The sequence below is a fragment of the Saliphagus sp. LR7 genome (assembly GCF_003344565.1).
Taxonomy (GTDB): domain Archaea; phylum Halobacteriota; class Halobacteria; order Halobacteriales; family Natrialbaceae; genus Saliphagus; species Saliphagus infecundisoli.
Genome location: NZ_QPND01000027.1, coordinates 20796 through 34393, shown reverse-complemented (window position 1 = coordinate 34393; position 13598 = coordinate 20796). Strand labels below are relative to the sequence as shown.

15 protein-coding genes are annotated in these 13598 nt (G+C 57.8%); 5 read left to right on the top strand and 10 right to left on the bottom strand.

Annotated features, from left to right (window positions below):
* Positions 1 to 585: 585 nt before the first annotated feature.
* Positions 586 to 855, bottom strand: coding sequence for a helix-turn-helix domain-containing protein (locus DVH23_RS24780; protein ID WP_114579269.1), 270 nt, complete (start codon positions 853 to 855; stop codon positions 586 to 588).
* A 224-nt stretch (positions 856 to 1079) separates the two neighbouring features.
* Positions 1080 to 1385 (bottom strand): hypothetical protein, encoded by a 306-nt coding sequence (locus DVH23_RS20640; protein WP_114579267.1) that lies wholly within the window; start codon positions 1383 to 1385, stop codon positions 1080 to 1082.
* A gap of 204 nt (positions 1386 to 1589) precedes the next feature.
* Between DVH23_RS20640 and DVH23_RS20635 the strand changes: the two genes are divergently transcribed.
* The 3 genes from DVH23_RS20635 (at position 1590) to DVH23_RS20625 (ending at position 3564) form a co-directional block, all read left to right on the top strand.
* Positions 1590 to 2120, top strand: a complete 531-nt coding sequence (locus DVH23_RS20635; protein ID WP_114579266.1) for a hypothetical protein — start codon at positions 1590 to 1592, stop codon at positions 2118 to 2120.
* A 249-nt stretch (positions 2121 to 2369) separates the two neighbouring features.
* Positions 2370 to 2981: a helix-turn-helix domain-containing protein gene (locus tag DVH23_RS20630; RefSeq protein WP_114579265.1), complete on the top strand. Its 612-nt coding sequence runs from the start codon at positions 2370 to 2372 to the stop codon at positions 2979 to 2981.
* A gap of 22 nt (positions 2982 to 3003) precedes the next feature.
* The gene (locus DVH23_RS20625; RefSeq protein WP_114579264.1) at positions 3004 to 3564 is read left to right on the top strand and encodes a hypothetical protein; all 561 of its coding nucleotides are present in this window, start codon (positions 3004 to 3006) and stop codon (positions 3562 to 3564) included.
* A 436-nt stretch (positions 3565 to 4000) separates the two neighbouring features.
* Here the strand turns inward: DVH23_RS20625 and DVH23_RS20620 are convergent, their stop codons facing one another.
* From DVH23_RS20620 to DVH23_RS20600, 5 genes are all read right to left on the bottom strand, one after another.
* On the bottom strand, positions 4001 to 4660 hold the full coding sequence (locus DVH23_RS20620; protein WP_114579263.1) for a hypothetical protein: 660 nt from the start codon (positions 4658 to 4660) through the stop codon (positions 4001 to 4003).
* A 71-nt stretch (positions 4661 to 4731) separates the two neighbouring features.
* Entirely contained in the window at positions 4732 to 5847 is a 1116-nt protein-coding gene (locus DVH23_RS20615) for a transcription initiation factor IIB family protein (RefSeq protein ID WP_114579262.1), read from the bottom strand.
* 342 nt (positions 5848 to 6189) lie between these two features.
* On the bottom strand, positions 6190 to 6645 hold the full coding sequence (locus DVH23_RS20610; RefSeq protein WP_114579261.1) for a PIN domain-containing protein: 456 nt from the start codon (positions 6643 to 6645) through the stop codon (positions 6190 to 6192).
* Positions 6642 to 6938 carry an AbrB/MazE/SpoVT family DNA-binding domain-containing protein gene (locus DVH23_RS20605; RefSeq protein WP_114579260.1) on the bottom strand — a complete coding sequence of 99 codons (297 nt, stop codon included), beginning with the start codon at positions 6936 to 6938 and terminating at the stop codon, positions 6642 to 6644. The genes DVH23_RS20610 and DVH23_RS20605 overlap by 4 nt, the downstream gene beginning before the upstream one ends.
* Before the next feature lie 339 nt (positions 6939 to 7277).
* Complete coding sequence (locus DVH23_RS20600; protein WP_114579259.1) at positions 7278 to 8138, bottom strand: DNA-binding protein; 861 nt, start codon at positions 8136 to 8138, stop codon at positions 7278 to 7280.
* An 852-nt stretch (positions 8139 to 8990) separates the two neighbouring features.
* Between DVH23_RS20600 and DVH23_RS20590 the strand changes: the two genes are divergently transcribed.
* Both DVH23_RS20590 and DVH23_RS20585 read left to right on the top strand, forming a co-directional pair.
* Positions 8991 to 9290 carry a PadR family transcriptional regulator gene (locus tag DVH23_RS20590; RefSeq protein WP_114579258.1) on the top strand — a complete coding sequence of 100 codons (300 nt, stop codon included), beginning with the start codon at positions 8991 to 8993 and terminating at the stop codon, positions 9288 to 9290.
* Between the two features lie 97 nt (positions 9291 to 9387).
* A complete protein-coding gene (locus DVH23_RS20585; RefSeq protein WP_114579257.1) occupies positions 9388 to 9747 on the top strand; it encodes a winged helix-turn-helix domain-containing protein in 360 nt (119 codons plus the stop codon).
* 81 nt (positions 9748 to 9828) lie between these two features.
* Here DVH23_RS20585 and DVH23_RS20580 read toward each other — a convergent pair whose 3' ends face one another.
* The 3 genes from DVH23_RS20580 to DVH23_RS20570 all read right to left on the bottom strand — a co-directional run bounded on the left by DVH23_RS20580 (position 9829) and on the right by DVH23_RS20570 (position 12942).
* Positions 9829 to 10806: a hypothetical protein gene (locus tag DVH23_RS20580; RefSeq protein ID WP_114579256.1), complete on the bottom strand. Its 978-nt coding sequence runs from the start codon at positions 10804 to 10806 to the stop codon at positions 9829 to 9831.
* 1302 nt (positions 10807 to 12108) lie between these two features.
* Positions 12109 to 12600 carry a hypothetical protein gene (locus tag DVH23_RS20575; RefSeq protein ID WP_114579255.1) on the bottom strand — a complete coding sequence of 164 codons (492 nt, stop codon included), beginning with the start codon at positions 12598 to 12600 and terminating at the stop codon, positions 12109 to 12111.
* A gap of 159 nt (positions 12601 to 12759) precedes the next feature.
* Positions 12760 to 12942, bottom strand: a complete 183-nt coding sequence (locus DVH23_RS20570; protein ID WP_114579254.1) for a hypothetical protein — start codon at positions 12940 to 12942, stop codon at positions 12760 to 12762.
* Positions 12943 to 13598: the final 656 nt, after the last annotated feature.

Sequence of the window (13598 nt, the reverse complement as noted above, 5' to 3'; positions counted from 1 at the left end):
CGCCGACTGCGACGCTACTCTGTCTTCCGCGGCTGGGATGGATCATTGGAGCACCCGTCCAGCCCAGATTCGTCGGTAATTCAGGCTTCAGCGGCAGTGAGCTGAGGACGCTTTGTGAGGTACTGAGTGTGCTTCACAGAGCTGTTCGACTGCATCTGGGTCAGTGACCGTCGCGCCGCTTGAAGCGGTCACTGCTTGGAGTGTTGCCATTTCTGTTCGCCTCCACTCCCTCGCAGGGAGGGGATCAACGCCACCAGATGTCCGGTGCGGTCACCGTCCAGCTGGGGCTGTAGAATAGCGGCAGGATCGAGCGAGAAGGCAACGCGTGCACAGAGACGCGCACTGAGCCGCGTCAGCAGCGTCCGAGTGAGAGTCAAAGGGAAAGCCGGCAACCACAACAAGAGAACGCAGCGACCGATAGGGAGCGCTGTGAGCAATGTGAGCAGCCCGGACCCTGCAAACGAGCGACGGTGAACCGGGAGGGGCGCCTTCATAGAAGGCGGAGCCATTCATGCAATCCAAAGATCCAATTGGAGCCGAGGAAGGGTTGGAGGAACTTCTTCCTTGCCGACATACTTGATCGACTTAGGAATTGATGTCGAGTGTGTACAGCTGTCGGCGGGCATCCATAACCGAAAATCTGGACGAGATGGTATTCTCCTCATCGAGGCGGCTCAGAGCATATCTGACCGTTCGATCGGGCAAGAGCGTCTCTTCTGTAATCATTTGTTGAGTCATTGCCTCATTCTGCTCGAGAACTTTCGCGACTAGTTTCGCACTCGGCGGTAATTCTTTAATATCATCCCACGTCCCACTGGAAAGAGAATCCTGGCGTATTGACTCTGAATCAGTCATCGTACGACAGACTATGGCATACAGGATGATAATATTTGCCTCTCGAAGACATGCTTTGTGGTAATAATATTCTTGGAGGAAGCAGGTCAGTGGGATTCTGGCAATGATGATCAGACTAGTGGAGTGAACGTGCTTCGGGACCGATTCGGTGGCCTTGATGATACTGTCAATCTTCATCTCTGCTGGTTGTGAAGCGATCTTAGAGGGCCTCTTGCCGATCGGTGCTAGAACGAGATGTCGCGTTCGTCTTCCGAACGTTCCGACGCGTCCACAGTTTGCTGGCCTCTGTCATCGTAGAATTTTCGTCCGATATACTCTTCGCTGAGGTTGCCGATGATGGTTGTGTACAGCTCATCTGGCGAGTCGTACGTTTCGTCAGTGAGAGGACGGAGAATAGTGGAAACCGTTTCAGAATCGTCTTGGTCTGGGGCTTCAACCTCAACCTCGCCGAATTGCTCAATGACAGTCGCTCTGTCGGCTGGATACGTGAGTTGCTCGTCGAAATGCCCTGGAAGGTCCTCTATTTGCATGATTATTCACACTGGTTCGAGCTGCATAACCTTTTGTGTACGTTCTCCTGACTGATCCTCCGAGAGAGCAAATGGACCGAAGATGGAACCGGTACGTTCTCTATCGTCGCCTGGGCCTGTTTCTACTACCGGACACTGATATGCCACGTGGTGAGATCCACTTGAGGGTAAACAGTTAACGCAGCGGGACCAGTACGGCCGCCTATGAATCCTGGTGACTACGTGATCGATACCGATGATGAGTCCCCGGACCTCGCTGTTGTCGTTGAGAGGCCTGCCGAGACGATCGCAGACCGACCAGTCACTGCAGAGGATGGCGACACACGCACCGTTGCTGACGACAACCCCGAGTACGATCCTGAGACGCCTGCTGTAGTCATCGCCTTCGTCTCAGGACTCGACACAGGGTGGCCTGACTGGACCGACGCTGCTCCTGACGAACTCGCAGTTGGAACACGAGACCACGACGTCAAACGATACACGTTCCCCGAGACACGACTCACAACAGTCCCCACTGAGGACGCTGACGCGCTCCGTGAGGCACAGACCACTGTCGATATGGCTGCCCTCCAAACCCATCTCGAGGACGCAGACTGGACGACAGAACGAGAGGGACTCCTGTTGACCGTCGAAAAATTTGACGACCAGTATCACATCTATCCCACCGGAGACGTCGACGGCGATGGACGGGTCCGCCAGCCGCTCACCAATATCGTCGAGAACTATACGAGCTGAAGGTGGTTCCATCGTGGCTGGTCGGCGTCCTCAACATGATGGTACTGACCTCCTTCCACGTGATGCAGTTACGGAGATTCCAGAACGCGGCGACTCCGTGAGCGTCTCGATGGGGTTCTCGATCGCGATCTCGCGACAGACACGTTCGGCTGCCTGCCTCGTAATCGGTGATAGGGGTTCGTTCTTTTGGTCTATAGGGATTTAGGTAGGAGAACACTTATTGTTTCGAGTTTCGTAACTCTACACAAGATGAGCTACGACACGGAACACGTTCGGAATGCGGGCACCAACCCAGGGAGAATCACCAGTATCCCTACGTTCACCGAGTTGTTTTCCAATGCAGCGCTTGCATCCCTCTATACGTCCATTCGCCATTCACCACTGGCAACGGCACCCGAACTCACGGAGACTGCCACTGTGTCGAAAAAGACGGTGTACGAGTATCTCCGCAAGTTAGAGCAGGCTGGACTCATCACCGAAACCGGGGTGGAGGATGGAACTAGCATATACGAAGCGGAGGACTTCGAATTGACACTTATGGTACGCGACGTTGAAGTCTCGATTACACCCGACCTCATTGAGGTGGTCGCACACCGAGACGAGTACCCCGTCATCAATCGAGTGCTTGAAGACCACGGTCTCGTAGCCTTCGCGCTAGTATACGATCTTGTCACCGCACACAGCCAAGGAGAAATTACCATCCGGCAAATCGCTACCCTTACCGAACTGTCGTCCGGCACTGCATACGATATTGTCGAAGCACTGTACGAAATCCAGGATCTTGGTGACGACGATTCTAGTCCGGCGACGTACACGCCGGCCGACTTCGCGGATGAGCGTGCCGATCTGAGAGACGAGTAAGAAGGGGGGGAAGCGATGACACATGTATACGGCAAATATCGCGGATACGGTGATGTTTCGTGCGCTGGGAAAGCACCCAAATCCACACTTGCAGTCGCTCAAAGACGCCGTGAAAGCCGCCGGGACAGAGCTGTGGGTGCCAGTAACTGTCTACCGTGAACTGACGGAGTACGGCCGTGCTGAATCGCCCGTGAATCCATATCTTGATGACGCAATCGAGGATGGATGGATCCGTGTTGCGACTCCACTTCCCGGTATTCGAAGTGGGACCGTTGATGCTGTTGATGATCCGGTTTCGAAAGCGCGGCATCTTGCAGACGAGTTCCTGAATCAGCAGAGCAAGTATCCGGTGACGAACAACTGGCGGGACGCCTCACTGATAGCGTTGGCCGTGCGGTTGTTCGAACGCAATGTGCAGATACGCGTCATCACTCATACGGCAGATAAGAGGTTAGCAGAGGCATGTGCCAGTATTCCGCCCGAATTCGGGTACTACGAGATCGAATCACGGTACTACAACCCACCACAAACAGCGAAGCACGAGTTCCCAACAGTCCATTCCCTCACATGGGACGGCCGGTAGTCAACGACGCCGGAACGAACCAGTTGCTACCCGGAAGGGCGCTTTCTCAGATGCCGTGGCTCACTCGCATTTGCGTTCGTGATCGGTATATTCAGCTACTACATCGGCGGACGGCCCATGCTGCGATCTCGGTCTCGAGGATCCATCTGTGACTCATGGCTGTAATCCGATCCATCGACTGATGGTCCTGTCATGGAGTGGGACACTGGAAACGACAGAGGAGGCCGTCTCCGTTCTGACTATGATGAAATTCTGATCTATGAACTCAAACGTGAAGGTCGTGAGCAGTGGCGCGCGATGAAAGCGCGTGTTAACGCGCAAAACGCGCGAGGGACGACCGAGGAGGCGCACGCCAGTGCGCCCCGCAGGGAGTCGGCTGGGGAGGACGCGAGCGAAGCGAGCGGGAGGCCGTCAACACTGGACGAGCATCACTGGCTCAGCCCGAATGAGGGTCCTCCGAAAGCAGCGTCGGAATCTCGATCGCGGTGAACCGGGCGTCAGCAGCGGTACACACTGGACAGTCTGCGACGTACGCACACACCTTTACTGAGGTTTCCCTCTCTTGAAGGCTGCCACATACCTCACACTCGTACGCTGTGACGAACTTCAAGGGCGGTGTTCGTCCCGATTCCCAGACCTCCCTGCCGGGTTCTGCAGCCGACGACGAGTGGCAATCGTCTGACTCTGCCCGATCGCGATCCGAGCTGACGTCACCCTGAACAGGACTGGCGTCCCAGGCGTGGGCCGGCAGATCGTCATAGACCTGCGACGGGGGTGTGGCAGACTGCTCGGACAGACTGTCCTCGTCGCTACGCCCACCCTCGAGATTCTCATATTCATCCGTGCTCGGACTGCGGTCCTCCTCATCGGAGTGTGACGGGCTGTCCGACGGAGCGGCTGTCGTGACGCTGAGTTCGAGGGGCGCGTCCTCAGACACCTCCTGTTCGCGGACACGGTCGCCGATCGCAGCCGCGAGGTCGGCGACCGGCTCAGCAATCGCTGGCTCGAGTGACTCCTGTTGGCTCATCCTCTGGAGCCAGCTCCCAACGGTGACTGCAGTCTCGATATCAAGCGTGATCGACGAATCTAGTGGCATTAGTCTTTCCCTCCATCCTCCAGTGGGAGCGACCAACACCAGACCGCCTCACGATGACTGGCTCCTGTCTCTCACTTCATTGCGATCTGTTCTCGATCGGGGAGAACGCTCGGCGTGGCAGCCTCGTCTTGCTCGGCGTACTCAGTTCGGAGTGTCGAAGAATACCGATTGATTTTGTCTTTGCTCGTCTCGACGATCACGCTGATCGCATCGGCGACCTGCTGCATGGTGAGCCACTCACTCCCGAGCAACCGATCTGCGGCGTACACCGCGGCTGCCGCCACGGTCAGCCGTGGCGTGCCTGCACCGATCGCTTCCTCGTCGGCAACCTCCATCAGGCGCTGTGCAACGTCCTTGAGACGCAGATAGGCTCCACTATCGATCGCGCTCTTGTCGAGCGTCTCGAGGACCCGCGCGATCGCGTTTTCTCGTATCGGTGGGATGTCGACTGAGACGTGGCATCGAATCTTGCGCGCCGCTGCACACAGCCGGACGTGACTCACTTTCCCGTAGCAGGCGACCTCTCGAGACGGGCGATCCACCCCAGCGTCGGTCGCTGCAAGCAACACGGCACCAGCGGCGACTCCTTCCCACGATGTCCACGCACCAGGCACGCCTGCCTCGCCAGCCCGTTTCACCAAGCGTCCAGCATCGACGACGACGTGAGAGGGCAGGCCGAGATTGCCACCGATCATCTGGACGTCTCGAAGCGCCTCGTTGAGCCGGATCGCCCGCTTGCTCTCAACCTGGAAGCGCTTGTGGCGCTGCTTTAGCCGGTCATATTTGTCTTGTTGCGCGCTCTCGAGCGCGTTCCCGTAGCCGTCACTGGTGAGGAAGAACGTCGTATGCAGCCCCTTGTCGATTCGAAGTTGGGTGACCGACTCACAACTCCACTCGGCGGGACCGCCCCCGGTGCGTGGCCCGTGTCGACGCCGTGTCGGACTGTGATCGATGTGGTCGGCCGTGACGACCAGCCCGCACTCCTCGCAGTAGGACGTCTGCTTTGCTGTGATGATCCGTCCTTCACACTCGGTACACGTCGACTGGGAAGCAGGTTCGCGCTCACCCGTTTTCGTTTCCGTGGCCTCGTGAGCGTTCGTGCTCGCCTGGGCCTGGGAACTGGCGTTGTCGTGATTGGACTGCTGTTCAGCTGACTCGCCAAACTGGACAAAGCTCTCCGTGGACATGGGATTTCACGGGGAGACAGGCACTCACGTCGTCGCGTCTGCTTCCGACACGCCCGTCGTCGGATCGCGCCGACTCACAATCCGGTTCGTCGGTTGAGACGAGACTGGTGATGCCATTTCGACTCTCCCTCACTCCCTCTCGGGGGTATGATCCAACACCACCGGCTGTCTGGGTCGGCCGCAGTGCTGAGCCCGGTCGGGAACTGAAGCCAAAGCAGTGGTACATGCTTCCTCGGCAACCTCGAGTGCTTTCTTGAGCGTTAGGACCTTCGCTTTGATCGATCCCCAGTCCGGGGGGCGTCGGCAGGGAGTCTATTTCGATCGCGAAAATGCAGTTTCGTTTCAGTTCGATCCGTGGATGGCCGGGTCATCACGGAAGCGTTCGATTAGGTGCTCGAATCCCTCTGTTTCTTCGAACACGTCGTAATCATCATCTGCTCCGACGAGAAGGGTTGTATTCTGGTCGCCATCGCTGTCTAGTTCTTTGGCGGCGGCGAGGGCATATGCATCCCCGAGTGAGGGACTGTACGCGGCTTTCAAATCCGACGCAGGCATCCACAACTCATCGATGTTGTATTCGACGACCCCCATCTCTCGGAGATCAGTGATATGGGCATCAGCGTCCGCTGCCGAGGTGAGACGGGTTGCGATATATCGGAACTCAGCAAGGTTGATAGTCGTCACATAGCCATCGGTTTCCCCATCATAGACGCCATCGAGAGCGTGTTCAACTGTCTCAGCACCAGGCTCATCGAACGCAAAGGCGAGCAGTGGCTCGGCGTCGAAAATAACGGTCATTCATCAGGCTCCGACAGCTCGTACTCCTCCTGCATATTCTGTGTGTCCTCGTCTCGCTCCTCTCGAAGCATTTCCGAGGGAAGTTTGTCCTCTTCGTCAGCTCCAGATTTGAGGGCGCCTCGAATCTCGGATGGCCGTTTGACTGGTCGAACCACGATCTCTCCCTCCTCGTTCTCACTGAAACGAACTCGACCTGGCGTCTCGATGTGGAGTTTGTCGCGGAATTCTTTCGGGATCGTTGCCTGCCCCTTGCTTGTCACCGTAACAGTCGTTCCCTCTTCGGCATCACTCATGTGTAATAGGAACGAGTGGGTAATACTTTAATCTTTGTAATACCCTTCTGAAATACCGGACACCGGATTCCGGACCCAGTACTGTACCTGTTATCGAATGGGCTGTTCTCCCTCTCGGAAGGTTCTCAACACCACTGCGTGGTCCGCTCACTCGACTTTCCTCAGCCAAGGGGTCCGTTTCTACTCTCCCTGTGAGGCGGCGGCGCGTGCGAGACTGCGCTCGCGCAGTCCGCGCGCGAGGGACGAGCAAAGCGACCGCAGGGAGCGCAGCGAGGAGGCTGGGGAGGACGCGAGCGAAGCGAGCGTGTGGTGCTACACGAAAAAAGAGGGCCGTGTCAGCTACTCCGCGTCCCACCACCGGCCGCGCTCGGGGAACTCGATCCGACTCCACCCGGTCACGGCCAGGTTGCACGTCTCGTCGTACCAGTTTTTCTTGACGTTCCTGAATCGCACCGTGTCGCCCTCACTCACTTTCGTCTTGTAGGAGTTCTTCCAGACCGTGAACTTGATCTTCTCCGTCTCGTCCGCGATCAGTCCCACCTGTTGGATCGACGGCTTCGACGGCTCCCACAGTTCGATCACGTTCCCTTCCACGTCCACTTCGCTCGTCTCGACCTCCGGCACGTCCGCGATGTCCACGATCGTCCCTGCCTCAGCCTTGACGTCGTGCATCTGCTCGAGGGTCGCGTCGATCATCGACTTCCCGTTCTCGACCTTCTCGGCCAGCCCAAGGCTGACTGCCGCCCGGCTTGGCCCACTGCGCACGCTCTCGGTGATCCGCACCGACTGCGTGTTCACCTCTGCAACCTCCGTCTGCTCGAGTTCCGACCGAGGATCGACCCGCTCGATCCGCCGCTCACGACGCTGCTCGACGACGACCTCTCGGGTGCGCTCCTCACGCCCCTCTTGCTGGCCGAACGCCGCTTTCGCGCTGATCCGATCGAGCTCTTCTTCCCGAGCCCGGATCTCTTCTTCTTGGGCCAACGGCAAATGGCCGTACTCGTTCTCCTCCCGCCCGACCACCGTTTCCGGGTGCTCGGTCTCGACTTTCGTGTGCACCTCCTGATCGACCGACGCCGCGAACTCTGGCGTCTCATCGACGACCTCGAACCCATCCTCATTGACCGCTCGTCCGCCCTTCTGTTCGTCCGCCTGTTCATCGACCGAAACGTCCTTGCTATTCGAGTTGTTACTAGACATTGGAGTCCTTGGCTCCGAAGGCGCTCACGCGCCCGACACCGCGATGGTACCACATCGCGGTTTTCAACGCACGTCACCGTCCGACAGACTCGTCTGCGCGCTCTCGCTTGCGCCTTCGCGAGCGCCCCCTGGGCGCGAGCGAGAGCGCGCCTCAGGAGGGGACCCAACCAGCACCGCGCGCCGACCCGCCCGGAGCGAGCGTCCAGCGCATTCCCCGTTCGCCGCGACGCAACCACGTCCGTCGCGGGCGGCGAAGCCGCGGTCCGCAGGACCCGAACGGGTGAAGCGCTGGCGCCGAAACCACATGCCCGGAACCCAGCGGGGAAGCAGGGGGGGTGAGCAGCTACGCAGCGCAACCCCCCGAACTGACCCGCTGGTGCGAGGGCTTGCCCGGAACGGGCGCGGACGGTGCGGAGAGCGCCCGCACGCCCGGAATGGTCGGTCGCGAGCGAGCGGAGGGCGGCATGTGGCGAGCGGGGCGTGCCGTCTCGAACACACCGGCCACACTTCTCGAGGCCTGCCGGCTCTCGATCCCTCCGCCTGGTGGATACACAGGGCGAGACCGTCTCGGTCGTCCCCCGACGACGTCTCCGCGAGCCAGCGAGCGGAGACCGACGAGAGCTACGCCTCTCGGCCGGCAAGCACCGCAACGGAGTGAGGAGCGCAGCGAGTCGCGGGATGGCGAGCGGTCGAGGGCTTGTGTGGAGTGTCTCGATTTCAGACACCGATTCTGTGTCTTTCATCTCGAAACCGCAGGGACAACGTTACGCTCGATGGGGGTTCCGTGCGCATCCAGCTACTCTTTCAAACGGAAGCGAACGTTTTTATTGGTATATGAATGAGGTGGTAAGTATGCTAGCTGAACTGACCGGATTCCAGCGTGACCTGTTGGTCGTCCTCAGCGGGATGGAGACGCCGAGTGGGAGCGAGATCATGAGCGAGGTCGAAACCGAGCAGGATCGATCGGTCCTCCACGGCCGACTCTACTCGAACCTTGACGAACTCGTCGATGCCGGATACGTCGAGAAGGGCGAACTCGACGGGCGGACGAACTACTACGCGCTCACTGACGAGGGGTATGAGAAACTCCAGGCCCGCCACGAGTGGGAACAAGAGCATCTTGAGGCGCGGTCGGCTGTCGAAAGCGAGTAGCGGGTACCCGGGTATGATGAGAGGAGCTCAGCTGACCGATCTTCCCGGGGGAGTCTAGCCATAAGAGCTACGTAGTATCGGGTGTTAGTTTTATCTCATGAAGCTCCGACAACCAACAGACTTCCTGATCCTGGAAGCACTTCAGGACAAGGGTCGAAACGTCGCGACAAACTTGCAATCACATACGGGGAAGAGTCGAAAGAACATCAATACGCGGCTGCCCGTCCTCGAGGACTACAGCCTCGTTCGGAAGATCGGTCCCGCTGAGCGCTCTGGGCTGTACGAGATCACCGCAGACGGGAAGGCTGCCCTGATTTACCAGGATCAGTACGACGAGGTCGACGATTTCGCCTCACTTCTCGAGGGGCCGACCCCAGAGCAGGACCAGTCCAGTGCGTCAGCTGAAGCCGCGTTCGTTCGCGGAGACGGTGACGATCCTGAAACCGACGAGGAATAACCCTATTCGCGACGCCGCCTCCGGTGAAGTCCAGTCTCTTTGACTCGGTATCGGTACCCATCCTCTGACACCAGGTGGTCGTTACGAACGTGTGCTGACCTCCGTTCCCGGGCTGAACTCGGTCAGCTCCTCGATGCGGCCCTCGAGCTCTTCGACTTCTTCACGGAGATCTTCGGCTTCGGGTTCGTCGCTCAGGGCAAGTTGGTCTTTCAGCCCTTGGAGGCGGCTCTCTTTGGTCTCCTCGTCGACATCGGCTTTGCGAACGTACTCACGTTCGTCGATGTCGTAGACGGCGGACTCCGAGAGCTCGGTCACCTCAAGTGCTTCGTCCACTTTCTCACGATCGACAGCCATGACGCGCTCGCGGGGGATTCCTTCGTCTTCGAGCACGCTGAGTACCTCGTCGTCGTCTTTCAGCGACCGATTTCGTCGGGTCGTCCGCTGGACCGAGCCATACTGTCCATGAACCGGCTGGTCGTGGTGAAGCCGATCGAGCAACACCTCTCGGACCTCAGTACGAAGGTCGCCCGCGTTCCGCTGGACGTCTGAAAGCAGCGTGTAGAGATTGATGAGGACTGGCGTCTCCCACTCGTCGAACGCAGCGGGATCGTGGCGCTCGAGCGTATCGATCAGGAGGAGCATATCCGCGTAGACGTCGAGATCGGGCTCAGACCTGTCCTGGTCGTCACTCGATGGAGTGGTTCCGGTAATGAGTTGGGAGGTCGTCGGTTCGTCGGTTTCAGTGAGCGTCTCGGCTCTCGTATCGCACTCGTAGCGAGGGTGCAGACTCAACACGGCTGCGTAGGGTTCAGCATCGGGCGGAAGGCGCTGGAGTTGGAACGTGCCGCCGGCGTCGCCGATTCGGTCGGCGAGAGTTGCGAATTGATCGCGTTGAAGAGGCCGTGCGTCGCCTGTCTCAGTCTCTGTGATCACGATGCGGTGCTCTTGGACGTCAGTAATCCGAAACTCGGTCTCCGTGAGTGGCGTGACGAGCGTCGCCTCACCGTCGAGAGCGTCACATTCGTCGAGGAGCGTGTGCCAGCTCGTTCCAAACGGCATAGCAGGAGGTTGGTCCGAAAGACCAAAACATCTTGCTCGTACTGACGGGGTGGTCGCCCTCCCACTCGATTTCGATGGGGTGTGTTCTGCCTATGTCGACTCGGTCCTCTCGTTACGTACAGGAGTAGACTGAAACGGGAATTGTAGCCTCCCCAGCCTCTAATATCATTGGCTATTCACACGATAGTATGCACCGCCGGTCTTTCATAACAGGAGATAGAGCGGCACCCACTCTCCTAACCAGAGATCGTTCCAAGAGGGCTACTCAATGAATCGTCGAACGTTCCTTCCGGGAGCGGCGACGGTTCTTCTCGCTAGTGGGGGCTGCTTATCTTGGCCCAACAGCATCCTCTCTCCTGAGCGTAGCCCGATTAGTAGCGTTGCATTTGATGTATATCAGCCTGATGATGATAATTACAATGAAATGCCGTCTGTGACTGAGCCGCCGAAGATACATTTTGACTCCAATCAGGACATGGTTGTTATCTCTGGCACGTTATTTGTAGGATCCAGTGATTGTAATATAGCAACACTCACTAGTCGAAACTATGATCACGACTCGGACACATTCACTGTGACAGTTGGTAGTGGGACAAGAGACTCCGGAAACTCATGTTCTGGTGACGAAAGTGCTGACGCGTATCGTATAAGAGCCGAGTTCGAGAGCGCCCTTCCCGAAACCGTAACCGCGACTGAGGAAGACGGGGACAACCGAAGTACAACTGCACATCGCTAGCGATTCAGACACAGAGAAGCGTTATCGCCGCCTTGGAGCAGCATTTCTTTGGACCGAAATGTACTCTACTGCGCAGTAAGCACTCCAAAGTAACACCAGATTCTCGAACGGACAGTGTGGAAATAAGACAACCCACCTCGGAGTATACACTACGGTGAGGGCGGTTCGAAGCGGAAGCAAACACACGGTCAGGGAAAGCCCGGCAGCGCAGCGACCTCTGGGAGCGAGCAGCCCCGGACCCTGGAGGTGGGTGGGGGTTCGTGGGTGGGCGGTGCTGTGCGGTCCACATCCGTCGAGGGATGTGCGTCTCCTATCGCTCACAACCCCCGTGGTCGACTCCGTCTCTACCCCGGAATCGCCGAAGCCCTCCTCCATCGACTGTTAGGGCATATGTCCACAGCTCTGGCACTGATACGTGACAGGGACTGCTTCTCCACGGCCAATTGAACATGCAACAGGCCGGACCTCCGCACTTCCACAGTTTTCGCACGTCTCTGTGCTGTCTGCTGACGAGTGAATGACGGTCATAGTTGGACAAGTCTCCGGGTCGAGGTGCGCTCCTCGAGTCAGTCCCTGAACGGTTTCCGAACGAGAGCACCTAGCGAGTCGAGCCACGTCCGCACTTGCACTCGGATCGCTCGCCGTAGGTCCTGCTTGAGGACGGCCACTTCCGAGTAGTACCCTCGAGCTCCCTGAGGCAGTTCGTGGAACCGCTTGTTGCACCCAACGCAGGTGTACTCGAACTCTGCCCGGACTCTGTTCTGGTGATGCTCGAGCTCGCCGCTTTCGCTGTAGTGGAACTCTTCGTAGACGAGTTTCTTCGAGACGAACTCCCGACTGTCACACCGGGGACACTGCGTCATCTGTAGTGGTTCGTCTGCCACGCCTCGTGCTCGTGGCTCTCGGCCCCTCGTGATGTCGTCCGGGTTGGACTGCTTCCGACCGTCCGGTCCTGGCTTGTCTCCCTCCTGAACCCACTCGTCGAACTCGTCGCCCAGCGCACTCTCGGTTTCGTCCTCCGGTTCGTCGTCTGACTCGTGCCGATCACTCCAACTCATGATTCCTCTACCCCTCTCGGGGGACGAACAACACCAGCGTGCAAGTGTTCATCCAGCAGCCTGCGATCTCACCAGCCCCGCCTCGAAGCGCATTCCTCGAGCCTACTCCTCAAGCCTGTTTCTCGTATCTATCTTTCACTCCACCCGTACTCCTCGAGCCTACCCCTTCACCTCGCACTCCTCGAGTCCGTCCACTCTCTCACCCGCTGTGCCACCCCTACTCTCCCCCTCTACCCTTCCCTTCTCTTCGTTCTCTGCTATCTGATACATCCATCGCTGACCCCCCTCGTTTCTGTCGTCCTCCTCCCCCCACTTCTTCTCCAGTACAATGCCTCTTTCCACCCCCCTCTCACCCCCACCCTAACCATCCTGTTCTCCCAGCTGACCACCCTCCCTGTTTCCCCGCCGTTCTGCCTGTCCCCTCCCCCCTCATCTCACCCTATCTCTGTCCACTCTATCTCCTCCCGCCTCTCCCTCTTCACCTCTTCTTACGAATTCTGATATATCCTCTCTTCTCCACCCCTCTCATCGTCCGCCGTTTACACCCCGTTAACCACACCTCTGTTTCTGCACAAAGGCCCATTCCTTTGGACGATTTTCCTTTGTGCAAGCGGGGTTTAACGCATAGAAATAGCTTTATATCTTCGTTGCGCGTATCTAAGGCCGTAACAATACGCGCAACGAGCGGAAATTTTTAGCAAGAATGGTGGAAAACGCGCAACGAGGGGTTTGACCCACCTAACTCGGCCGATTTTGGATTTCTATGCTCAAAAGGAGAACGGCAAATGAGACAAGCAGAAAGCACACTCTTAGATTTGTACCCCTTATCTGGTGATTTCACCACTTACAGGCCTCAGATAATGCGCAACGGAATGCAACCTATATATGAATGGTTGAAATTTATACATACCAAATAATGGACGGTTCCGAAAGAATAGCGCCAATCTCTGACTTTTAGATCACTTTCGATATCTACGAATGATAGTTTATAGATGGTG

Excerpts from the sequence above, each read along its gene's own strand:
- DVH23_RS20615 (WP_114579262.1), bottom strand. The coding sequence starts at position 5,847 with ATGTCCACGGAGAGCTTTGTCCAGTTTGGCGAGTCAGCTGAACAGCAG.
- DVH23_RS20625 (WP_114579264.1), top strand. The coding sequence starts at position 3,004 with ATGTATACGGCAAATATCGCGGATACGGTGATGTTTCGTGCGCTGGGA.
- DVH23_RS20620 (WP_114579263.1), bottom strand. The coding sequence starts at position 4,660 with ATGCCACTAGATTCGTCGATCACGCTTGATATCGAGACTGCAGTCACC.
- DVH23_RS20580 (WP_114579256.1), bottom strand. The coding sequence starts at position 10,806 with ATGCCGTTTGGAACGAGCTGGCACACGCTCCTCGACGAATGTGACGCT.
- DVH23_RS20635 (WP_114579266.1), top strand. The coding sequence starts at position 1,590 with ATGAATCCTGGTGACTACGTGATCGATACCGATGATGAGTCCCCGGAC.
- DVH23_RS20590 (WP_114579258.1), top strand. The coding sequence starts at position 8,991 with ATGCTAGCTGAACTGACCGGATTCCAGCGTGACCTGTTGGTCGTCCTC.
- DVH23_RS20600 (WP_114579259.1), bottom strand. The coding sequence starts at position 8,138 with ATGTCTAGTAACAACTCGAATAGCAAGGACGTTTCGGTCGATGAACAG.
- DVH23_RS20575 (WP_114579255.1), bottom strand. The coding sequence starts at position 12,600 with ATGAGTTGGAGTGATCGGCACGAGTCAGACGACGAACCGGAGGACGAA.
- DVH23_RS20640 (WP_114579267.1), bottom strand. The coding sequence starts at position 1,385 with ATGCAAATAGAGGACCTTCCAGGGCATTTCGACGAGCAACTCACGTAT.
- DVH23_RS20585 (WP_114579257.1), top strand. The coding sequence starts at position 9,388 with ATGAAGCTCCGACAACCAACAGACTTCCTGATCCTGGAAGCACTTCAG.
- DVH23_RS20610 (WP_114579261.1), bottom strand. The coding sequence starts at position 6,645 with ATGACCGTTATTTTCGACGCCGAGCCACTGCTCGCCTTTGCGTTCGAT.
- DVH23_RS20630 (WP_114579265.1), top strand. The coding sequence starts at position 2,370 with ATGAGCTACGACACGGAACACGTTCGGAATGCGGGCACCAACCCAGGG.
- DVH23_RS20605 (WP_114579260.1), bottom strand. The coding sequence starts at position 6,938 with ATGAGTGATGCCGAAGAGGGAACGACTGTTACGGTGACAAGCAAGGGG.
- DVH23_RS24780 (WP_114579269.1), bottom strand. The coding sequence starts at position 855 with ATGACTGATTCAGAGTCAATACGCCAGGATTCTCTTTCCAGTGGGACG.